The following is a 22,064-nucleotide window of genomic DNA, read 5'->3' as shown; positions in this document are numbered from 1 at the left end:
ACCCCGATTTACCCTCAATAAAATCGATTTATCTGTTTCCCCTCTTGTAATGACTGCAAATTTGCAGTCTTTTTTTTTGTGCCAAAAAGTGCGTAAATAGAAAAAAATAAAAAATAATTCTGTTAAATTAGAATTTTTAGAAAATATATTGTAATATTTTAATTTTGATGCAATAATAAACCCAATAATATAATTGGAAAAAAAGTTATATATAGGAAGTGATCTGATGGACGAACCAATTATTAAGGTGAATGGGCTGCAAACCAGTTTTCGTACGGACGATGGGGTGATCCCTGTCGTGAATTCAATAGATTTTCATGTCAATCCTGGTGAGGTTTTAGGGATAGTGGGAGAATCGGGGTGCGGAAAAAGCGTTACTTCTCTGTCCATCATGGGTCTGGTTTCTTCACCGGCTGGTAAGGTGGAGGGAGAAATCCTTTTTAAAGGAGAGAACATTGCAAATGCGTCTGAAGCGAAAATGAGAAAAATTCGCGGGAATGATATAGCGATGATATTTCAGGAACCGATGACAAGCTTGAATCCCGTGTTCACTATTGGCGAGCAGTTGGTCGAGACGCTTCGGATACATAAAAAATGGAACAAAAAACAGGCCCGCCAAAGAGCGGTGGAAATTTTGAGGCTGGTTGGGCTTGGCCGTGCCGAGGAATTGCTCGATGAATATCCGCATCAGCTTTCAGGCGGAATGAGACAAAGGGTCATGATAGCCATGGCCATGATCTGTGAGCCGAAACTCCTTATAGCCGATGAACCTACAACGGCTTTGGATGTGACGATCCAGGCACAAATCCTAGAATTAATGAAGAATTTAAATAAAGAAACAGACACCGCAATCATGATGATTACCCATGATCTTGGGGTAGTTGCGCAAATGTGTGAACGTGTCATTGTCATGTATGCCGGCAAGGTAATAGAGGAAGGAAATGTGCAAACGATTTTCCAAAATCCTAAGCATCCTTATACGGTCGGTTTACTTCAATCGATTCCGGATATGCGAATAAAGAAAGAGCGCCTTTACTCAATACCTGGTAATGTGCCAAAACCTGGGACAAGCGACCTCGGGTGCCAGTTTGCCCCTCGATGCTCCCATGCCATGGAGCAATGTATAAATGAGACCCCGTCTCTATTGAAATTCGATGAGGGTCAGCATGTTCGCTGCTGGCTGTATGAAGATGGGAAAGGAGCTGCCTTGCATGAGTCAAACATTGGTTAAGGTAGAAAACCTAAAGAAGCATTTTCCGATTAAAGGAGGGGTTCTGGGAAAGACCATTGGAGAGGTCAAGGCAGTTGATGGTTTGTCCTTTTCCATTTATAAAGGGGAAACCTTGGGACTTGTTGGTGAAAGCGGTTGCGGAAAGTCGACGACGGGAAGATTATTGCTTCGATTGCTTGAGCCGAGTGAGGGTAATGTTTATTTTGAAGGAAAGGACCTGACGGCTTTATCTGCCGGTGAAATGAGAAAGATGCGCCGTGAAATGCAGATGGTCTTCCAGGACCCATTCGCTTCCCTCAATCCCAGGCATACAATTGAAAAAATATTGGAAGAACCGCTCATCGTTCATGGGGTTAAAGATAAAAAGGCACGAAAAGCCCGTGTACAGGAACTTCTTAAGGTTGTTGGCTTAAGCAGTTACCATGCTAAAAGGTATCCGCATCAATTCAGTGGGGGTCAGCGGCAGCGTATTGGCATCGCGAGGGCACTTGCAGTCAACCCCAAACTGATCATTGCTGATGAGCCGGTATCTGCACTGGATGTGTCGATTCAGGCCCAGGTCTTGAATCTGTTGCAGGATTTGCAGGAAGATTTTGATTTGACCTACTTGTTCATTGCTCATGATCTTGGGGTGGTAAGGCATATCTCCGACCGTGTCGGTGTCATGTATCTTGGACATATAGTTGAATTGACGGAAAGTGAAGGACTTTATGAAGATCCGCTTCACCCATATACGCAGGCTTTATTATCAGCCGTGCCCATCCCGGATGTGGAATACAAGGGGGATAGGGTAATCCTGCAGGGAGATGTTCCAAGCCCATCAAACCCGCCCGGCGGCTGTCCATTCCATACGAGATGTCCGAAGGCGATGGCAGAATGCAATACGGAAAAGCCAATCCTGAGTGAACATAAACCTGGTCACTACGTTGCTTGTCATTTATACAATTGACACGACGTATACATAAATTCGCAAATAATAAGGGGGAAGAATATGAAGAAAACATTGGCATTATTGCTGACTGGTATCCTGGCTCTTTCGCTAGCGCTTGCGGGATGCTCCTCGTCTACATCAAAAGAGAAAGATGATGGTAAAGGGGGATCGAGTGAAGCGAAAGGCGGCGTATTGATATACGGTAAAGGCGGAGACGCTGTCGGTCTTGACCCAGCCATCGTAACCGATGGGGAATCATTCATCGTCACACAGCAGATTTTTGAAACGTTAGTGAAATATGGGGAAGATGATACGGAAATCAATCCGGGTCTTGCAGAATCATGGGAAGTGTCCGATGACGCAAAAACATACACATTCAAATTGAAAACCGGAGTCAAGTTCCATGATGGTTCGGATTTCAATGCAGATGCGGTCGTAAAAAACTTTCAACGTTGGGCACAAAGTAAGGATGAGGGTAAATTTGCGTACTATGCCTCCATGTTCGGAGGATTTGAAGGTGATGAAGGCCATGTTATCAAAGAAGTAAAAGCGATCGATGCCAGCACGGTGGAATTCACTTTGAACCGTCCGCAGGCGCCGTTCCTGAAAAACCTTGCCATGCCTACATTTGCAATAGCCAGTCCGGCTGGAATTGAAAAAGAGGGTGACGACTTCACTAAAAATCCATCTGGTACAGGTCCTTTCAAATTCAAATCATGGAAACCTGGCGATACGATTGAAGTGGTGAAAAACGATGACTATTGGCAAGATGGACTGCCGAAACTTGATGGAATCACGTTTAAGGTCATTAAAGATAACTCTGCACGTTTAAATGCTGCAATCAAGGGTGAAATCGACCTGATGGACGGGTTGAACCCAAGTGATATCAGTAAGGTTACAGGAGATGAAAAACTGCAAATTTTCGAACGTGCGTCCATGAACGTCGGGTACTTTGCTTTCAATGTTGAGAAAGCACCATTCGACAAGAAAGAAGTGCGTCAAGCCATCTCGCATTTGATCAACAAAAAGGAAATCATTGATAATTTTTATGAAGGTACAGCAGAGCCTGCCAAGAATCCTATGCCTCCATCCGTTTCTGGCTACAATGACAAAGTCGAAGACTATGATTATGATGTAGAAAAAGCGAAAGAGCTGCTGAAAAAAGCTGGACTTGAAGACGGATTTAAAATGGATCTATGGGCAATGCCGGTACCGCGCCCATATATGCCGGATGGTCAAAAAGTGGCTGAAGCCATTCAAGCAAGCCTAAAACAAGTCGGCATCGAAGCGAATATCGTTTCATACGAATGGGCTGCATATTTAGAGAAAGTGCAGGCTGGTGAAGCCCAATCCTTCATGATGGGCTGGACAGGCGATAATGGAGATGCGGATAACTTCCTTTATACATTATTGGATAAAGATAATATCGGCTCCAACAACTATGCCCGTTACGCAAACGATGAAGTCCATAAACTGCTGATTGAAGCTCAGTCCACGGCAGATGAAGCCAAGCGTAATGAGTTGTATGGAAAAGCACAGGAAATCATCCATGAAGAAGCTCCATGGGTTCCGCTTGTACACTCTTTACCGCAGTTAGCCGGATCTAAGACGGTCAAAGGGTTTGTTCCACATCCGACTGGTTCACAATCCCTTGTTAATGTTTCTCTAGAAAATTAACCGTACGAACCGGGTAGTATGGAGTCTTGCATGCTTCCCGGTTTTGTTATGGAATGCGTTTCAAAATGATCGAGGGCGCTTTTAAGGCCCCTTATTTAAAAGGCGGGTGATTGTTTTGTTTTCCTATACCGTACGACGTTTAGGATCTCTCATACCAGTGTTACTAGGAATGGCGTTTATTGTATTCATGATGATTCGGGCGATTCCTGGAAATCCAGCACAGGTGATTTTAGGGCAGCAAGCAACGGAAGAGGCAGTCGCTGCAATGACAAAGGAACTTGGTCTGGATAAACCTTGGTTCATTCAATTTTGGGATTACTTATCAGGCTTGTTAAAGGGAGACCTGGGTGTTTCCTTAAAAACGAATAGTCCGGTTTCTGAAGAAATTGGGCCATACCTCATGGCTACGATAGAACTGGCCTTGATCGCGATGATCATCGCCGTGGTCATAGGCGTTAATGCAGGGATAATATCAGCTTGGTTCCAAAACTCATGGTTTGATTATGTCGCCATGGTGATTGCGTTGATTGGTTTGTCCATGCCTATTTTCTGGCTGGGATTAATGGAGCAATATATCATTTCAATTCAATGGGATTTACTACCGACGACAGGGCGGGACAATATCAGGGATCCCGTTGAGGCCATAACCGGACTGTATTTGATAGATACACTCATGGCTGGCAGGGTGGATCAGTTTTTCGAAGTGATCAAACATCTCATTTTGCCGGGAATTGCGCTGGCGACCATTCCGATGGCCATTATTGCAAGGATGACACGTTCGTCCATGCTGGAAGTTATGAGATCGGATTTCATTCGTACGGCTCGTGCTAAAGGAATGAGAATGTTTTGGGTTGTTTACAAGCATTCCTTTAAGAATGCCCTGATTCCAGTGGTGACGGTTATCGGACTGCAGACAGGATTACTTTTAGGCGGCGCCATATTGACCGAAAACATTTTTGGGTGGCCAGGTATCGGTACATATATTTATGATGCAATCCTATCTAGGGATTATCCGGTGATACAGTCCGGAATTCTCGTCATCGCCTTTTTGTTTGTCATGATCAATCTAGTTGTGGACTTGTTGTATGCAGCGATCGATCCTAGGATTAAGTATAAATAGGGAGGGAAACTCATGCCTGAAATAGCAACGAATACTTCGCCACTCCTTCCTCCAAAAGAGGCAGAGGAAAAAGTCATCTCTCCCTGGAAGGAAGGTTGGAAAAGTTTTAGGAAAAATAAGGTAGCCCTTGTAGGTCTGGGGATTGTTTCATTTTTCATCCTAATCGCCATCTTCGCGCCCGTTATAGCACCTTATTCATTTGAGGGGCAAAAGCTAAGTGATAAACATTTGGCCCCTTCTGCGGAGCATTGGTTTGGTACGGATGAATTTGGCCGGGATATTTTGAGCAGGGTCATTTATGGCTCGCGCATATCAATAGGGGTCGGCTTCTTATCTGTTGCCGGATCTGTTGTGGTCGGTTCTTTTTTGGGAATCATTGCCGGTTATTACGGCAGGTGGATAGATACGATCATATCGAGGATCTTTGATATTATTCTGGCCTTTCCAAGTATCTTGCTTGCCATTGCTGTCGTTGCCGTTTTGGGGCCCTCACTTCGCAACGCACTTATTGCAATAGCCATCGTCAATGTCCCGATATTCGGCCGGCTTTTACGTTCACGGGTCTTAACGGTGAAAGAAGAGGAATATGTAACGGCTGCAAAGGCAATTGGAATGGGGGATGGCCGCATTCTCCTTCACCACGTCCTTCCGAATAGCCTTGCACCGATTATCGTTCAAGGTACCTTAGCGATTGCAACTGCCATCATTGAGTGTGCAGCACTCGGCTTTCTCGGTCTCGGTGCACAGCCGCCAGCGCCAGAGTGGGGGAAAATGCTCGCCGATTCCAGGGCGTTCATCATTCAAGCACCATGGACGGTTCTTTTCCCTGGGCTTGCGATCATGCTTACGGTACTCGGCTTTAACCTAATGGGGGATGGGCTGCGCGATGCCTTGGACCCAAGAATGAAAAACTAGAAGTAAAAGGGTGATGTTAGTTTAACATCACCATCTTTTTGTCGTTTATCTTGTAAATCTATTAAAATATGAAAAATAATAACAAAATCCTAGTTCGGAATAGGAAAATAGTGACTATTATCTCTTAAAATCACCCCAAAAGTTGTGATACTTTTATACTCAGTAAGAATATTCCAAAAATTGCTTATTTTAGAGGAGGAAAGTTCATTGATTAAACGTAGCTTGTCCATTCTAGCAATCTTTCTATTAGTATTTACTGCAAGCGTTTCCGCAGCGAAACTCCCAGACCCCCCGGCAGGTTCGGGCGGTGCAGGTAAGAAGAATCAGGAAAGTATTATAAAGCTGAAGAAAAATGATTTGGATAAGAAATACAAAAGCGACGAGAAGGTCAGGGTCATCGTAGAGATGAAGGAAGCCCCTGCAATAGAAACAGCTTCGAAAGAAGGGAAACTTTTTAAACAGCTATCAAAAAATAAGAAACAACAATTAAAGTCCGAAAAGCTAGCTAATCAGAAGAAATTGAAAAAAAAGGTGAAAGAGAAAAAAATAGCTTTCAAGGAGCTTGAAAGTTTTACTACAGTCGTCAATGGATTCAGCGGTGAACTTCAGTATGGTGAAATCAAAAAGGTGGAAGCCATGCCTGAAGTTGCTGAAGTACATATTGCGAATGAATATGAACGTCCTGTAGAAAAACCCGAAATGCTTTATAGTAAAGAACTAGTCCAAGCCCAGGAAGCTTGGCGGGAATATGGATATAAAGGGGAAGGGATGGTCGTCGGGATTATCGATACTGGAATCGACCCATCTCACCGTGATATGTTCCTGAATAATGAGAACAAGGCAGAACTGACTGAAAAGGAAATTAACGGGATGAAGGAATCTAGCCATCTATTAGGCAATTATTATACGGCGAAGGTACCTTATGGATACAATTACATGGATGAAAATGAAGAAATCCTTGATCTTGGTGAAGGGGCGTCCATGCATGGAATGCATGTAGCGGGTACGGCCGGTGCCAATGGAGATGAAGAGAATGGCGGCATTAAAGGGGTTGCTCCTGAAGCCCAGCTGCTAGCTTTAAAGGTCTTCGGGAATGATCCCGACATGCAGACAACATGGGGCGATATATATATCAAGGCGATTGACGATGCCATCATCCTTGGGGCGGATGTGTTGAATATGAGCCTTGGCTCCACTGCAGGTTTTGTATCTGCAGAAGATCCGGAGCAGCAGGCGGTATCCAGGGCTGTTGATAATGGTATCCTCATGTCGATTTCAGCAGGAAACTCGGCACACTTTGGAAATGGATTTGCCAACCCATCAGCCGCTAACCCGGATATTGGCGTTTCAGGCTCACCTGGACTTGCATACGATTCTGTACAAGTGGCATCGGTAGAGAATAACTATATGGATTTGGATGCAGCAACTTATGATATAAGCGGACAAGCAGGAAAAGCTCCGTTCATGTCGGCTTCAAGTGTACATCCCAATGCTTTAAAGGAAAAAACACATGACTTGGTGGCTGCAGGTCTTGGGACGCCAGAGGAGCTTTCCAAAGTGGATGTTAAAGGCAAGTTCGCCCTCATCGAGCGCGGCACGCTTTCTTTTATAGAAAAGGCGCAAAATGCCCAGGCAGCAGGAGCGACAGGAGTCATTATTTACAATAATGCTGACGGATATATTTCCATGGCCACAGATCCAAGCATCACCATTCCCCAGCTGTTCATGTTGAAATCGGATGGTGCAAAGCTGAAAGCGGCCTTAACGGATGGCGAAAAGGTGAAGATTACCTTTAATGGTGATAAAACAAAAGCTGTAAATCCAGAAGCAGGGAAAATGAGCTCATTCAGTTCATGGGGAGTCGCACCAAACCTGGATTTCAAACCGGAAATCACTGCTCCGGGAGGCCAAATTTATTCGACGCTGAACAACGATGAATATGGAATGATGAGCGGTACTTCGATGGCGGCACCACATGTTTCCGGCGGCTCGGCGCTGGTTCTTGAAAGAGTGGATAAAGAATTTAAATTAAACGGATCTGCCCGGGCAAATTTAGCGAAGAAACTGATGATGAATACATCAAAACCATTAGCGGATCAAGGTGTCGTCAATAAAGCCCTTGACTGGGAAAACCCTTACTCGCCTCGCAGGCAGGGAGCCGGGGTCATGCAGCTGCAATCCGCATTGTCCACACCTGCTGTCGTGACAGAGGCATTCACGAAAGAAGCGAAGGTTGCAATGAAGGAGATCGGCAATAAGTTCGCCTTTACTTTAAAGGTTGAAAACTTCAGCAACAAAGCGGTCAATTATGATGTAAAAGGAAATATCCAAACAGACTATGCAATCCAGGGACAACTCGGTTATACCGCTAACGAGCTGGAAGCACAGGAAATTAAGAACGCTTCGATTAAAATCAATAATAAAAGCACAAATAAGATTACCGTTCCTGCAAAAAAATCGGTTACATTCGAAGTGAAAGTCGACATATCCGATGCAAAGGTACTCGGTGATGACCTTCAGACTCTTGTAGACATTGACGAGGTCTTTCCAAACGGATATTTCGTTGAAGGGTTCATTTCATTGAAGGATCCAGCCGATACGAATCCGGAACTGAATGTACCGTATGTAGGATTTAAAGGGGAGTGGGACAAAGCCCCGATCCTGGATGGCACTAAATATGATAAAGAGTCTTTCTATGGCATGGCAGGTGGAGTATCGACAGCAGGTGAAGATTTCACGTATCTTGGCTATGACCCTGCGGGGAAAACATTCAATGGCAAAAATATCGCGATTTCCCCAAATGGTGATGGTGCACAGGATGACTTCGTGCCTGTCCTATCATTCTTAAGGAATGCGAAAAAGGTAGAATACAATATATTGAATGGTGAAAACAAATCAGTCCGGAAACTTCGCACAGAGAATAATGTACGTAAGGACTATTATGATGGCGGACTAGGAACCGCATACACGCTGGATCCAGCCCGTAAATGGGACGGTAAAATCAATAATGCACTTGCTAAGGATGGGGTCTATTATTTTGAAATCAAAGCGATGATAGATTACGAGGGTGCAAAATGGCAGACGGTTAAAATGCCAATCAAAATTGATACGGTAAAGCCGACCGTCAAAATTTCGAAAAAAGGCAATGTATTAACCATCCAAGGTAAGGATAATTTGAATGGTTCAGGGCTTGCTTATTATGATGTACAAGTCGATGGAGCATCCATCATGGAAGAGCCTCTCCCGGCGAATGCGAAACAATTCACTTTACCTGATGTAAAAGGGGAAAAGGTTCAGGTTGTGGCAATTGACTATGCAGGTAATGAAAAAACGGCGGAAACTGAATTAGCCAGTGATTCAGCTCCAATCGATAATCATGCACCAGCTGTAAAGATCAAGAGTCCTGAAGCCTTGAGTGTGAACAATAAAAATAAAATCAAAATAACAGGAGAAATTGAAGAAGCGTCGGAAATAAAGGAATTTAAAATCGACAATAAAACGGTACCTGCAACGTATAACAAGGCGAATAACAAATATGAATTCTCATATGAAAAGAATTTTGAAGAGGGTGTTCAAAGCTTCACGGTTAAAGCAACAGATAAATGGGATAACACGGTTTCCTTTAAACGGACGATTATGGTCGATGCAACAAAGCCAGGTTTAAAAGTGAAAGGTGTACCGAAAACTGTGGGAGTCAAAGGCAAAAATCCAAAAGTGGACGTGACGGTGGAAGATAATTTCGATGAAATCCGCCTTTACCTGAACGGAAGCGAAGTATTCTATCATGAATTCAAGGAACCATACAAAATGCGTGCCTATAAGAAAAAGATAGAGGATTTGGAGCTGCCGCTTAAAACAGGCAACAATAAGATTGAGTTTAAGGTGACCGATCTTGCAGGAAATGAATCGAAGAAATCCTTTAACATCAATAAAGCAAAAAAATAACGAAAGGCAGCCCTCTTATCCAAGAGGGCTGTTTTTTCCGGATTATGGATTTGAAGTATGAATTCCCGTGATGATTATGGAGTAGTTTGCTTCGTTTTCACCGTGCTAATATGGAAATCTATTAGTGAGGAAGTTTTTTCATTATCCGGCAGGTATATCGAATAGGATAAAAGAATTAGGTATAAAGATCCTATTGAAAGGAGGGTATCTATGAATTATAAGAAGAAATCTAGCAATAAAGTAACTAGTATTGCAATTACAGTGAAATTCGAAAGGAGAGGAAGCGACAGGTCATATCTTACAAAACCGAGTTTCTTTGATGCACTTCAGCACGTCCATTCTCCCTTTGAAAAGGATCCCCGCTCAGATTCACCTTATCAGGATTTTCCTCTATGTCAGGAGGTAACCCTTTCTTTTTTTGAAGAAGGTGCTAAAACATCTATTAATTATGACCCCCACCAAGAAAAAATCATCATTGAGGAAAGTTCAGAGTCATATCAGCCGAATAAGGGTGAGGCGCTCACTGCAATCCTCGATCATATCATGATCAATCATGGCTATCACCATTCTTTTTTCATCATCCAGCAAAAAGAGCGGAACGTAAAAATGAAAGCCGCTACGCCATGAAATCCCTTACATTTTTAGGCAGGACGTTGTAAGGCATGAGATTTCCGAATAATTCATACGAAAACTTACTCTACTCAATAAGGATGGAGCTGCCACGGCAGCTCCATTAATGCGTCTCCAATCCTTCAAGATGTCAAACCAACCGCCGAATGATCTTTGAAAGGGTTTGGATGCCATAAGCTAATTGTTCCTCCGAGGCGTATGAATATGAAAGCCGTATATGTGTATGGTTATTTGGTTCGTATATGTATCCCGGATTAAGAAGTATGTTCTCCTTTATCGCTTGCCTGAAAAGGTTTGGATTCACGATGGGTTTACATAATTTTAACCATATATAAAATCCGCCTTGAGGTATTTGCCATTCAGCCAGTCCCTTAAAATATTGATTGAGCAGAGTTAATGTAAAATCTCTGCGTCCTATCAACTCATGCCTTAGCCACTCTAAATGCTTTGAATATTGCCCATTTGCTAACCATTCTGCCACAAGGTGTTGGGAAAGTGCACTTGAACCGTAATCCATTTGCATTTTAATGTCCGCTAAACGTTCAATCACAGTTATTGGGCCAGCAATCCATCCGATACGCAATCCTGGGCTTAATGTTTTGGACATGCTGCCAATATGCAATACAAGGCCATCTGCATCAAGGGATTTTAATGGAGGCGGTGGTTCATTATCAAACCACAAATCACTATATACGTCATCTTCAATAATCGGGATCTGTTCCTTTTTGCATAGTGATAGGAGGTTGGTCTTTCTTCTTTTGACCATGTCGTATTCGTTGGATTGTTTAACGTTGGAACAGTATAAAACAGTGACGCTTTCTTCCTTCCGTTAATGTGCTTTATTTGTGTCGGGATACTTTCCCGGCCTTGTCTTGATAAACCTAATAAGTGCATGCCCGCAGATTGAAAAGGGTGAACGGAATTTAAATAGGAAGGGGATTCATGTAAAATCATCGATCCCTTTTGAAGTAAACCAACTGATATCAACTGGAGTGCCTGAAGCCCGCCAGAAACGACCATGAGGGAGCTGGGACTCGCGTTGATCCCTTTTGTTTCTAAATATGCACTTATACATTGACGAAGTCTCTTATCACCCTTGGGTTCGGAATAGCCTAATGAGTGGGCATCAAAAGAAGTGGATCGCAATGTCTTTTCGATTTGTTTTGCAGGCAATAGAGCTGGAGATAGTTCGCCTGTGCCTAATCTGATGATGGCAGTGTCCGTTTCATACTGATTAATGTCCTGAATCGTTTTTAAATTAGGTTCATGAAGGCCATTCCGGACATAGTTTTTCCAGTCGGGCTGTTTGCCGGAGACGAGCACATTCCATGTATTATTGGAAACGAATGTGCCGGACCCAACCTTAGTTTCCAATAATCCGTCTGCAATCAACTCATCTATGGCTGTGATGATGGTACTTCGGTTTACGCCAAATGAGTCGGCCAATGAGCGTTGTGATGGAAGCTTGGTGCTAACTGGCCATTCCCCTCGTGTAATTTGCTGTTTGATCCAATCTACTATTTGCAGGTGAAGTGATTGGTCGGAAGTCCGGTTTGGTCTCCATTCGATAAACATACGAAAACCACTCCTTTCATGTTTTATATTCATTATAAATTGGTTGGTTTGTAAACCAACCAATTGGATGGTCAATTTCTTTGTTTTTTTCATTATACTGAATTTGAAGGGAGGGGGTATTCGTATGGAGCCATTTTTTCATGGATTTTTATTGGCATTAGGGCTGATACTTCCGTTGGGCGTGCAAAATGTATTCATTTTTAATCAAGGAGCAATCCAACCTACAATAAAAAAAGCATTGCCAGCAACGGTAACAGCTGCAATTTGTGATACACTGCTCATTTTGTTAGCTATTTTAGGTGTTTCGTTGGTTGTCATGCAATATGATTGGTTGCGCCTTACATTAATCATAATCGGAGTTATTTTTTTATTGTATATGGGTTTTCAGATTTGGTTTGCCAAATCAAACTCACAGTCAGGTGCCCAATCCATGCAGATGTCGACCAAAAAACAAATTGTATTTGCTCTATCCGTATCATTACTGAATCCGCATGCAATTTTGGATACGATAGGTGTAATCGGTTCGAGCTCACTTGTTTATTCAGGAAAAGATAAAATGATTTTCACCGCAACGTGCATCTTTGTGTCATGGTGCTGGTTCCATGGATTATGTCTTGCGGGACGTTTGCTGAAAAAGGTTGATACATCTGGTAAATTCCTTGGAATATTAAATAAAATTTCGGCAATCATCATTTGGATCACAGCTCTCTATATGGTGAAGTCGCTTTATTGAATCAGATAAACGTTTTCGAACCAAACGATGCCATGTATAACTGGACGCTTATGTATAAAAACAGGGGAATGCATATCATATATGCATTCCCCTGTTTTTTTGCCTTCAATCATCATCATAACGTGAAATCAGGTTATTGAAGAGCAACCAGGTCCTTGATTTCCTCTGTGGAAAGTTCGGTGATCCAGTTGTCACTGCTGATGATCTCGTCGTTCAGGGCTTGCTTTTTATCAAGCATCTGGTCGATTTTTTCTTCCAGGGTCCCTGTGCAGATTAGCTTATGAACGTGAACGAAACGCTGTTGCCCAATTCGGTAAGCACGGTCGGTTGCTTGATTTTCAACAGCTGGGTTCCACCAGCGGTCATAGTGAATCACGTGGTTTGCTTCTGTAAGATTAAGTCCAGTGCCGCCTGCTTTCAACGAGAGTATGAAAATAGGGAAATCCCCATCTTGGAATCGGGTGATCATTTCATCACGCTGCTTCTTGTTCGCACTCCCGTTCAGGAATGGCACTTCAAAGCCATATCGTTTTTCCAGCAATTCTTTAATCATATTGCCCATCCCGATATATTGTGTGAAAATGAGACAGCTTTCATCCTGTTCGCGAACAGCATCGATAAGCTCGGTCAGCTTCTCGAGTTTGCCAGATCGGTTAGGTGCCTTCATGATGTTTTCCTTTTCCATTTCTTTCAAGTAAAGAGCTGGATGATTGCAAAGCTGCTTTAGCTTATTCAGCATCTGGAGGATGATGCCTTTTCTTTCAAAGGCAGACAGTTGTTCGATATCAGTGAATGTATCTTTAATCAGTTGCTCATACAACGATGCTTGCTCGGTGGTAAGCGGTACGAATTCCTTTTGTTCTTGCTTATCCGGAAGATTAAGAGCGACTTCTTTATCACGCTTTGTACGGCGAAGCAAAAATGGCTGTATCAAACGCTGCAATTCCTTGATTTTATCCTTCTGATCATCACGCTCGATGGTCGCCACATATTTTTCCTGAAACTGACCTAGCGTTCCGAGATAACCTTTGTTGATGAAGTCGAAAATCGCCCATAGCTCACTTAAACGGTTTTCCATCGGCGTACCCGATAGGGCGATATGATGTCTGCCATTTAGCTTGCGGACCGCTTTGGATTGCTTCGTTTGGGCATTCTTGATATTTTGTGCTTCATCAAGGATAACACTGCTCCAATGTATGGAGGTCAGTTCAGCCACATCTTGGTGGGTCAGTCCATATGATGTTAAGACAATATCATGGTCGGCTGCCAGTTTAGTAAATGCCTCACCTTTAGCACGATTCGATCCGTAGTGTAGGTGAACTTTAAGTGATGGAGCGAATTTTTCCAATTCTTTTTGCCAGTTGCCAAGTACCGATGTCGGGCAGACGATGAGCGCCGATTGTACAGAGACGGATTCGGGGGCAGTGGTAATGACCTCACCCTCATCACTGCTCTCCGCGCTGATAACCTCTTCGACGATGATCGGTTCACTCTTTTGTTCATCCCTGGGCGCAGTGGGCAGCTCTTTACCGGCCCTTTCTTTGCCTTTAACATGAAGTAGGTAGGCAATCATCTGGACGGTTTTTCCAAGTCCCATATCGTCGGCTAGACATGCACCAAAACCATGCTCCCTTAAAAAAAGGAGCCAGCTCATGCCCAGTTTTTGATAGGGGCGTAAATCACCTTGAAGTGCATTAGGGACGGGCAGGATGGATATGTTTTTGGTTTCCCGGAGCCTTCCCACCATTTTACGGAGCTCCTGGTTCAATTCAAATTGAATCCGGAGCATTTCGTCGTTTTCAGAATCGCCATCGCCATCTTCATTTACGCCATTCAACAGTTCCTGCTGCAGCAAGTCAGTCAGTTGGATGCCTTTTTCATTGGCTGTTTCCATCAGCTCTTGAATTTGCTTAATGAAAGCAGGGTCAAGCTTGACCCATTGGCCGCGGATGAAGACAAGCCGCCTTTTTTCATTGACGAGCTCCTCGAACTCCGCCTCAGTGAGCTCCTTGCCATTTAATGAGAACCGCCAATCAAAGTCCATTAAAGCTTTTAACCCGACATAAGAAGGGCCGCGGTTCGATTGGCTCTTCACTTTCGCCTTGACCTTCAATGAGGACTCCTTCAAGGCAAGCCACCACGATGGAAGGAGAATTTCGACGCCAAGAAACAGGAGCTTTTCGCTTGCATCGGTCAAGAACTCCCATGCATCCGTTTCTGAAATCTCCCTTTTCAGACGGCCATTCTCCCCAAGCCATGGCACGACGAGTTGCCAGCGTTTCGTAGCACGCACCACATCACTTGCATACTTATTCCAGCCGCGCGGAAGTTTTTTTCCTGTATATGTTTCAATGATATTCTCATCCCTTTTGGAACGAAGGGTAACATCGAGTATCCAAGGCCCGTTGCCATCAGGAGGTTCAGTTAAACGGAGACCTATAGTGAATGGTTTGGGATCGGGCAGGGTACCGAGCCATTCCTGCCAGCTGTCTTTGTCAAAAAAGGCCTGCAATTCTTCGGGAGAAAGTCGTGTATCCTTTAATGCCCCGACGGCTTCACTCCATTTATGCTGCATGGGTGAATAGTTTTTTAAATACATATTAGCGGCCCCGTTATACCACTTTTCAATAAAAGTACGGTTGGTTTCCAGTTCAGGTGAAGGAAGATCCAAAGATATTTCTTCTTCCCAAAAGGAAGGGACGAATTCCTCTTCCACTTCTTCCGGCAGCTTCCAGCCGATGGAGTCCAATTGAAGATTGGTGAAATCCGGTACGGGGATTCCAGCTTCAATGGATTCATGAAGAACGGGAGCTGCGGACAGGCAAAGGGAGGATATCTCGGACCATTCCCATTCTATGAAGGAGTTGAAGCTTTCCCTCGCAAAAAAATTGAGAAGTCCCCAAGCGTCAAGTATGAATACCTGATTTCCATCCACTATATCAGTAGTCATTTTAGTGCCATAAAAGCTTGCGTCATCCCAGTTGAATAACAGCCTGCGTATATAATTCGTGGTGAGGAAGGTATTCTCTTCATTGACGACACCAAGGGCGTAAGTTCCATTTTCGAGAGCCGCTATTTTGATTTTTAATTTCCCTGGATTAAACATCGATAAGCTTACCCCTTTTTAGTTCTTCTTGGAAAGCGCGAAGCCGTTTAGTCGAATCTGCTACATAAAGTATATATCGTTCGAATACGTCTTCCTTTTTGCTCTTTTTATAGATGGTGCGCATCCTTTTCAAATAACGGACAGCTTGCTTATAAGCAGGCCGATTTTTCAAAGAAACTTTTTCCTGGACCGCATGATAATAAAGGGGCAGGATTAGTTCCGGTTCTTTTGAGACCACTTCTTTGATGGATTCACTGCTGATTAAGTCAATGCTGATTTCTGAGTAAATATGCATCTCCACCCATTTTTTATATTGTCCTTGTTCAAAAAGGAAGTTTGCATAGTTCCAATAGCTGTGCGGAAGGGTGGCCCTGTAAAATTTCTCAAGTAAATCGGTCCGTTTTAATTTATAACAGCAACTGTTAATTAAAGTCGTAAAGGTCCGGACGAAATCCACCCGTTTATAATAATCGGATAAACTGGCAAGGAACTCCTGGACATTATTATTGATGAATTCAATGAAAGGGATAGCCCGTGCCCGGTTGTCGGATTCAGCCAGGAGATTCAGCCAATAAAAAATGTATGGACAGGCTTCCTTCTTCAATTCATGAAGAAGCCCAATCGCTTGTTTATCATGGTTCTCCAAAAGGGATAGGTGAATCGCTGCGAGGGAATAGGACGTCCTCTCAGTGGTGCCCATATACTTCTCGGGAAGTTCTTTATTGATTCGTTCCAGTTCCTCTTTACGCCATGAGGAGTTGGAGAATAAGTAGCTCCATATCTCCCGGTAGAGGTCGATCTTTTCGTATTCCAGGCCTTCTCCTCCATCCAGCAGTTTAGCTACATCTTCCTTGATGCTGAAAACGAAGGGATCAAAGGCGAAGGGCCTCGCTTGCCTGCTAAGCGGCTGTACCGTTTCATGAAGCTCCTCTGCCAGGTCGACGGCAAGGGCATAAAAGACCCGGATCGTTTGCGTCTCACTTTTATGCAGCTGAATCATTCTCAGTGTCTGCTGCATCGTGCAAAATTGGGTAACGAAATGATAAAGCAATTTCCATTCCCTTTCCATTGGAGCTTTTGAGCTAAGGCGTTTAAAGTAAGTCTGTATATGATTTTCAATCATATAAGTAGCCTCACCTATATGAGGCTCGACATGTTCAGCAAATGCATCATTCACGAATTGCTTCCATGATGGATAGCTTTTATCTAAGATGATGGATTTCCCTGCCGACTGTTTAAGTAATTCACTTGCCGGTTTCACTTGCTGCAGTGCTTGGGCCGTTGAGGTGTTTTTTGGTGATTTCCAATCGCTCAGCCATTCGGAAACACTAGCATGTTCGGAATATGCAGAAAAGAAAACGGCCATTTGATGCCGGCAAATGAACCTTGAATCACATGTACAGCTTCCATCCTGCGGGAAGAGCAGATTCAGCCTGGCCTTAAAGCGTGTCACATCCTGTACCTCAGCCGCAATCGTATCCGCCGCTTCTTCTTTAATATCAACGAGCCCCTGACGGTATAACTGGAGTCCTTGATTCACCACATCCGAATCTTCCGGATCCCCGGCCTCCAAAAATTCCGCCAGCCGCTCCCCAACTAACAACAACTCCCGCTCCATACTCTCCTCCTTCAGGGACAAGCCCTGTATACCAAAATTATATTTTTGTATGATCATGAACCATCAGTTCTTTAACTTATCGTAATCCCGCCCCGGCCTATTTCTGGGGGTGCATATATTACATCCCAGATCAAATGCCGGACTATGGCCGTTCTCTTTACGTTCAAATCCATTTAATCGAACAAACCATCACTGCTTCTAGCCGTATATTCATAAAAACCCTGTAAAAGTCAATATCGTCAAAAATCCCCTTGAATATAAGCGGTTCGGATATAAACAGGAATAACTGGCAATCACTTTAACATGCCTCAAATCCTTCATCCTCATCACGCTTCACAATACCAAGTGATGAGGGCAGGAATCTTTTTTGAAATTGCTTTTTTGAAGCATCTCTTTATTATACTTCATTTTGGCTTGGAATTTAAAATGTAGATTAGAGGTTTTGGAAATGATGAGTATGAGAAATTATATACTCCTGATGAATTGCTCAGTTTGTAGACAAAAGGGGTTCTATATATAAATTAATGCAAAGTAGATTGGAACAATGTGCGAGACTCCTGCGGGGAAAGAGCGTCAAGTGGAGACCCGCAGGCGCATAGGATCCGAGAACGGACCGCCCGCGGAAAGCGAGTGCCTGGAGGCATCGAGTTTGTCTATAATTTGGAGCCATTCCCGGGGAAATGGCTCCAAATTATAGAATTAGTTTATTTTCATTTCGTTCTTCCAACTGTCCAGCTTTTTGTTGATGAATGTAACAAAGGTATGGTTTTTTTGTAATTTGAATAGAAACGCAGATTTTTCCAAGTACTCTTTTGCCTCTTCAAAGTTACCTACGAGTTCAAAATTGTATCCTAAATGGTAATGTAAATCCGCTAAAGCATATAATTGATCATGTTCGAGGCACCACTTTATGGCATCTTGGCAGCAGGCAATGGACTCTTCGTATCGGCCAAGGCGTGTTAGCACTCTGCCAAAATTATAGGAAAGGCGCGTCTTTAGCGTTTTATCCGTCAAGAAAGGCAGGGCTTTCAAGTGATCTAAAGCTTTCCTTAACAAGGCAAATGCATTTTCGTATTGTTCTTCGGCAACATACATTACACCAAGACTGCTTAAGATTTCAAGCTCCCGTTCCGAATAAATTTTATCAGTCGTATGAGTAATGGAGATGGCCTTATTGATGAATTCTATGGCTTTATCTAAATCTTTATTTTTTTCATATTCGTATATTCCCTTGTGCCAAAGAATCAATTGATGATTCTTTTTATTTTGAAGAAAGAGGGGACTGTTTTCCTCAGCCTTTACAATTTGCTGCATTTCCTCATAATTTCGGGTTCTTCTGGCTATTTTTAATTGATAAATCACTTCTTCCACGTAATCCAGCCTAGGGGTCATTCCAATATCAAAAAAATAGTTTACATCAACGCCTAAACGTTGGGAAATTAAGTAGAGAGTGGATGCATATGGATAGACATCGCCCTTTTCAATCTTACTGATCTGTGCTTGTGTACAAATACCGGTTGCCAACTCTTCCTGGGAAAGCCCGATTTGTTTACGTAGCTCTTTGATCTTTTGTCCAACTGCAAAAAAATCCATTTTGATTCTCCTTAAAATATGCCTAGAGTTATATTTTGTTATGAAAAATCGGTGAAAGCGGTATGTACAGGTCCTGAACGGTTTAAAAAGATTCTTTAGTCGAAATATATGATTTTAAGAATTGTGGTTAAATATAACTATAGAATTATTTTCTATTTTAACCAATATTTTTTTAAAAGAAAAGGAGGAATGACCTATGAAAAAAAGTACTAAAGCATTAGTCGTATCTTTTCTTATCATCGCTGCTTTTGTTATTGTCCCAAGCGAATTACCAGGCCTTTACGCAGAACTTCCAGGTTTATATAAATAAGTAAATGAAGCTTCCTATCAATCATTCAAGCATCTTCAATTGAAGATGTTTTTTTTTATTATTATTAAATGATTATTCTTTTGCGCATATTCCTGTAGTTATAATTATCTATGAATGGGGAGTGTAAGGTCCATTTGGTAGGTGTTGAAGAAACGTGAGCGTAGTTTGTAACGCCTATTTCCTTTTAATGATTTTGTTATAGTGTATATAACAAAACGGAGAGAGGTGTAAGGTTAATGATTGATATTAATATGAAAGTTCAACCCTCTTTTTACGATGATGAATGTGCCATTGTGTTTTCTTTTTATTTTGATAAGGCAACCAGGAAAATTGGTGAAGCTGTGGTGTACACATGCAAAAAATCAGATGATAAAGAATCCAGCCAAGATCATATAGATACAGATGTACAAGAAAAAATCGCTTATCTTAAAGAGTTTACCATTGTGGATGAATATCAGGCGACCTCGATGAAGAAGATTCAACATTTTTTGAATGTAATCGGTATCAAGAAATGTGTGAAGCACAACCTTCAAGGTAATGAAATCGCATTTTAAATGATAAAAACTCATGACATCCCATATGTCATGAGTTTTTGCCATTTAAATGACTGTTTTGAGCATTCATTTTCTTTTTGATGAAATCGCTCATTTGTTTCCGCTCACTTGGTTTAGCGTTATTTGTTCTTTCAAAAAATTTAAAGTGTTGTTTAATGCTATCGGATTTCATGATGTCTCTCCTTTGCTTTTTTTTATTTACCCACTTTTTCTTAGTTAAAACGTGATTTTAATGATAAAGGGATGAACAAAAGATCTTGCAATTATTCCTGTAGTTATATTTTCTTCTGTGAATCCCTGCATATAAGGATTTATTAGATGATAGTAAGAGGAAAAGCCCAAATATGGAGAAATACCGTATTTTATCATACTTAAAATAAATGTTAAAATGGTCCGAATATCGGATTTTTCATTAGAAACATCAGTTTCTAGTACCCTAAAGTGAAGAGGGTTGAAGAACTCTTTTCGATGGCCCCCGTGCACATGCTTGGGGGATTTTTTTTATTTGGGTAATTTGTCCACTTTTTTTCTATAATATGTTTCGTTTTGTTTGTATATACATGGGTAAATATAAGAAACATGATGAATTAAACCTGTGTTCATCGCAGTTTAATCGGAGGAATATATTTTATGGATGTGAAAGTAAAGAATGATCCCACGAAGCGAACTTTCCAGCAGTACATTTTTCCATTTACGCTTGAAGGAAATAAGATTGAAAAGTTTGTGGAAAAGTTGTTTGAGGACAATTTCGTTTTTTTGAACTTGAAAGATATGGAACAACAAAATCAATTTTACGGTGGTCATAAAGTTTCGCACCGTAAACTTGAAAAGTATTTCATGCCTTACATCGAGCCGATTTTATTTCCGAGTAATGCCAAACAGAAGGAAGGCTTGCGGCGTTTCACGAAAAAACTGGATATTGATTGTACCTTCGAATCACCCTATCTAAATACCCCATTTATTATTGACTCTATCGATATCTTCATATGCCCATTTCATATTGGCATGATGAATCTTCGTATTACTTTACCTGAAGGGCTTTCAAATGATGATGTACTCTATTTTGGCGATACATTCCGAATCCTTGAACCGATTGCTGATGATGAGGAAAAAACGAAAGTCGGCTGTCGGGAAAATCAGTATGAACAAGTGAAGGATTTCATCTTCAATGAACTATTGCCGCCAATTGAGGAATATATAGATGAAGAACAAGCGGACCCGACCTATTTTGGCAGTTTGCCCTTCTTCATCGATGAAAGAATGTACGTGATCAGTTATACGGCATTCCCTGAGGATCGTGATATTTCTAAAAATGACTTATTCCGGATCAGTGAACTGAACGGGTATGACAATGATGGTGAGCCATATATAGGCGCATTAAATCCTGATTATATCGAAAAGTATTATCAAGAAAGAGTATATGACAGGTGGGGCAAGGAAACCTATTATGTAACTAGCATGTATCATTTCGCGTGTGTCACGAAAGCGACAGGTAAACTTGAACGGGAACTGGCTAGTGAAATGTATGGTCAGCATTTTTATACAGTGTTGATTTTCTTCTATTATAAAATCGTACTGCTCAAATTGGCACATGAACATTCCCAGATAGATGTGGAAAAAGATCAATCGGATACAGAACAGCTGATTTTCATGATCACTGAGTTTTCTGCAAAATACTTATTCACTGAAGTCAATAGTACGGCAATCGGTAAAGAGCTCTTCAAAAAAACGGATGAAACCTTCAGGATTGCCCCTCTCTACAAAGAAGTGAAGGAAACACTTTCCTACCTTTATCAAAATCAGGATAAACTGTCTGGGAAAAGCAGTAATTATCTTTTGCAAATACTAACGATTTATACGGTTGTCTCCGGGATATTCGGAATGAATCTATATATTGAAGATTGGAAAGGGAAATTACCGTGGAAAGCTTATATGAATTACAGCTTATACGAATGGGTAGCTGTCATTGTGACTACAAGCGGCCTAGTCATTTCTAGCATCCTGGGCTTTTTCTTCTTGAAAAAATGGCTCCAAGAGAAAAAAAGCCGAAAAAAAAGAATGCTTTAGAATCCTGAACATTATGTACAGGAATCAGACTGTAGGCAAACTTGATTAAAATCGAGTTT

At 42.1% G+C, this 22,064-nt stretch carries 16 protein-coding genes; 10 read left to right on the top strand and 6 right to left on the bottom strand.

Going from position 1 to position 22,064, the window contains the following annotated elements:
- Positions 1-226 precede the first annotated feature (226 nt).
- The 7 genes from OSJ91_RS26665 to OSJ91_RS26635 all read left to right on the top strand — a co-directional run bounded on the left by OSJ91_RS26665 (position 227) and on the right by OSJ91_RS26635 (position 10,446).
- Positions 227-1,231 (top strand): ABC transporter ATP-binding protein, encoded by a 1,005-nt coding sequence (locus OSJ91_RS26665; protein WP_485890752.1) that lies wholly within the window; start codon positions 227-229, stop codon positions 1,229-1,231.
- Positions 1,212-2,180 (top strand): ABC transporter ATP-binding protein, encoded by a 969-nt coding sequence (locus OSJ91_RS26660; RefSeq protein WP_350300664.1) that lies wholly within the window; start codon positions 1,212-1,214, stop codon positions 2,178-2,180. Before OSJ91_RS26665 ends, OSJ91_RS26660 begins: the two co-directional genes overlap by 20 nt.
- A gap of 42 nt (positions 2,181-2,222) precedes the next feature.
- Positions 2,223-3,839 carry an ABC transporter substrate-binding protein gene (locus OSJ91_RS26655; RefSeq protein ID WP_350300663.1) on the top strand — a complete coding sequence of 539 codons (1,617 nt, stop codon included), beginning with the start codon at positions 2,223-2,225 and terminating at the stop codon, positions 3,837-3,839.
- A gap of 115 nt (positions 3,840-3,954) precedes the next feature.
- The gene (locus OSJ91_RS26650; RefSeq protein ID WP_137016483.1) at positions 3,955-4,959 is read left to right on the top strand and encodes an ABC transporter permease; all 1,005 of its coding nucleotides are present in this window, start codon (positions 3,955-3,957) and stop codon (positions 4,957-4,959) included.
- A 12-nt stretch (positions 4,960-4,971) separates the two neighbouring features.
- Positions 4,972-5,874: an ABC transporter permease gene (locus OSJ91_RS26645; protein ID WP_350300662.1), complete on the top strand. Its 903-nt coding sequence runs from the start codon at positions 4,972-4,974 to the stop codon at positions 5,872-5,874.
- Positions 5,875-6,081: 207 nt separating this feature from the next.
- Entirely contained in the window at positions 6,082-9,819 is a 3,738-nt protein-coding gene (locus tag OSJ91_RS26640) for a S8 family serine peptidase (protein WP_485890751.1), read from the top strand.
- Positions 9,820-10,029: 210 nt separating this feature from the next.
- Entirely contained in the window at positions 10,030-10,446 is a 417-nt protein-coding gene (locus OSJ91_RS26635; RefSeq protein WP_350300660.1) for a hypothetical protein, read from the top strand.
- A gap of 133 nt (positions 10,447-10,579) precedes the next feature.
- On the opposite strand, the gene OSJ91_RS26630 is transcribed toward OSJ91_RS26635, so the two are convergent.
- A complete protein-coding gene (locus OSJ91_RS26630) occupies positions 10,580-11,215 on the bottom strand; it encodes an aminotransferase-like domain-containing protein (RefSeq protein ID WP_485890750.1) in 636 nt (211 codons plus the stop codon).
- Positions 11,098-12,024 carry an aminotransferase-like domain-containing protein gene (locus OSJ91_RS26625; RefSeq protein WP_485890749.1) on the bottom strand — a complete coding sequence of 309 codons (927 nt, stop codon included), beginning with the start codon at positions 12,022-12,024 and terminating at the stop codon, positions 11,098-11,100. The genes OSJ91_RS26630 and OSJ91_RS26625 overlap by 118 nt, the downstream gene beginning before the upstream one ends.
- Positions 12,025-12,148: 124 nt before the next feature.
- Here OSJ91_RS26625 and OSJ91_RS26620 point away from each other — a divergent pair, with 124 nt between their 5' ends.
- Complete coding sequence (locus tag OSJ91_RS26620) at positions 12,149-12,757, top strand: LysE/ArgO family amino acid transporter (RefSeq protein WP_485890748.1); 609 nt, start codon at positions 12,149-12,151, stop codon at positions 12,755-12,757.
- 133 nt (positions 12,758-12,890) lie between these two features.
- Here OSJ91_RS26620 and OSJ91_RS26615 read toward each other — a convergent pair whose 3' ends face one another.
- The 3 genes from OSJ91_RS26615 to OSJ91_RS26605 all read right to left on the bottom strand — a co-directional run bounded on the left by OSJ91_RS26615 (position 12,891) and on the right by OSJ91_RS26605 (position 19,074).
- On the bottom strand, positions 12,891-15,863 hold the full coding sequence (locus tag OSJ91_RS26615; RefSeq protein ID WP_485890747.1) for a DEAD/DEAH box helicase: 2,973 nt from the start codon (positions 15,861-15,863) through the stop codon (positions 12,891-12,893).
- Positions 15,856-17,481 (bottom strand): hypothetical protein, encoded by a 1,626-nt coding sequence (locus tag OSJ91_RS26610; protein WP_485890746.1) that lies wholly within the window; start codon positions 17,479-17,481, stop codon positions 15,856-15,858. The genes OSJ91_RS26615 and OSJ91_RS26610 overlap by 8 nt, the downstream gene beginning before the upstream one ends.
- 699 nt (positions 17,482-18,180) lie before the next feature.
- Entirely contained in the window at positions 18,181-19,074 is an 894-nt protein-coding gene (locus OSJ91_RS26605) for a helix-turn-helix domain-containing protein (protein ID WP_137016494.1), read from the bottom strand.
- Positions 19,075-19,620: 546 nt separating this feature from the next.
- Here OSJ91_RS26605 and OSJ91_RS26600 point away from each other — a divergent pair.
- Positions 19,621-19,938, top strand: coding sequence for a hypothetical protein (locus tag OSJ91_RS26600; RefSeq protein WP_350300655.1), 318 nt, complete (start codon positions 19,621-19,623; stop codon positions 19,936-19,938).
- 28 nt (positions 19,939-19,966) lie between these two features.
- On the opposite strand, the gene OSJ91_RS26595 is transcribed toward OSJ91_RS26600, so the two are convergent.
- Positions 19,967-20,110, bottom strand: coding sequence for a hypothetical protein (locus tag OSJ91_RS26595; protein ID WP_350300654.1), 144 nt, complete (start codon positions 20,108-20,110; stop codon positions 19,967-19,969).
- Between the two features lie 458 nt (positions 20,111-20,568).
- On the opposite strand from OSJ91_RS26595, the gene OSJ91_RS26590 reads away from it, so the two are divergent.
- Positions 20,569-22,005 (top strand): hypothetical protein, encoded by a 1,437-nt coding sequence (locus tag OSJ91_RS26590; protein ID WP_413020002.1) that lies wholly within the window; start codon positions 20,569-20,571, stop codon positions 22,003-22,005.
- Positions 22,006-22,064: the final 59 nt, after the last annotated feature.

The organism is Bacillus sp. T-10(2022), from assembly GCF_056502895.1.
Note: the sequence above shows the minus strand (reverse complement) of the source record. Positions and strands in the feature narration are given on the sequence as shown.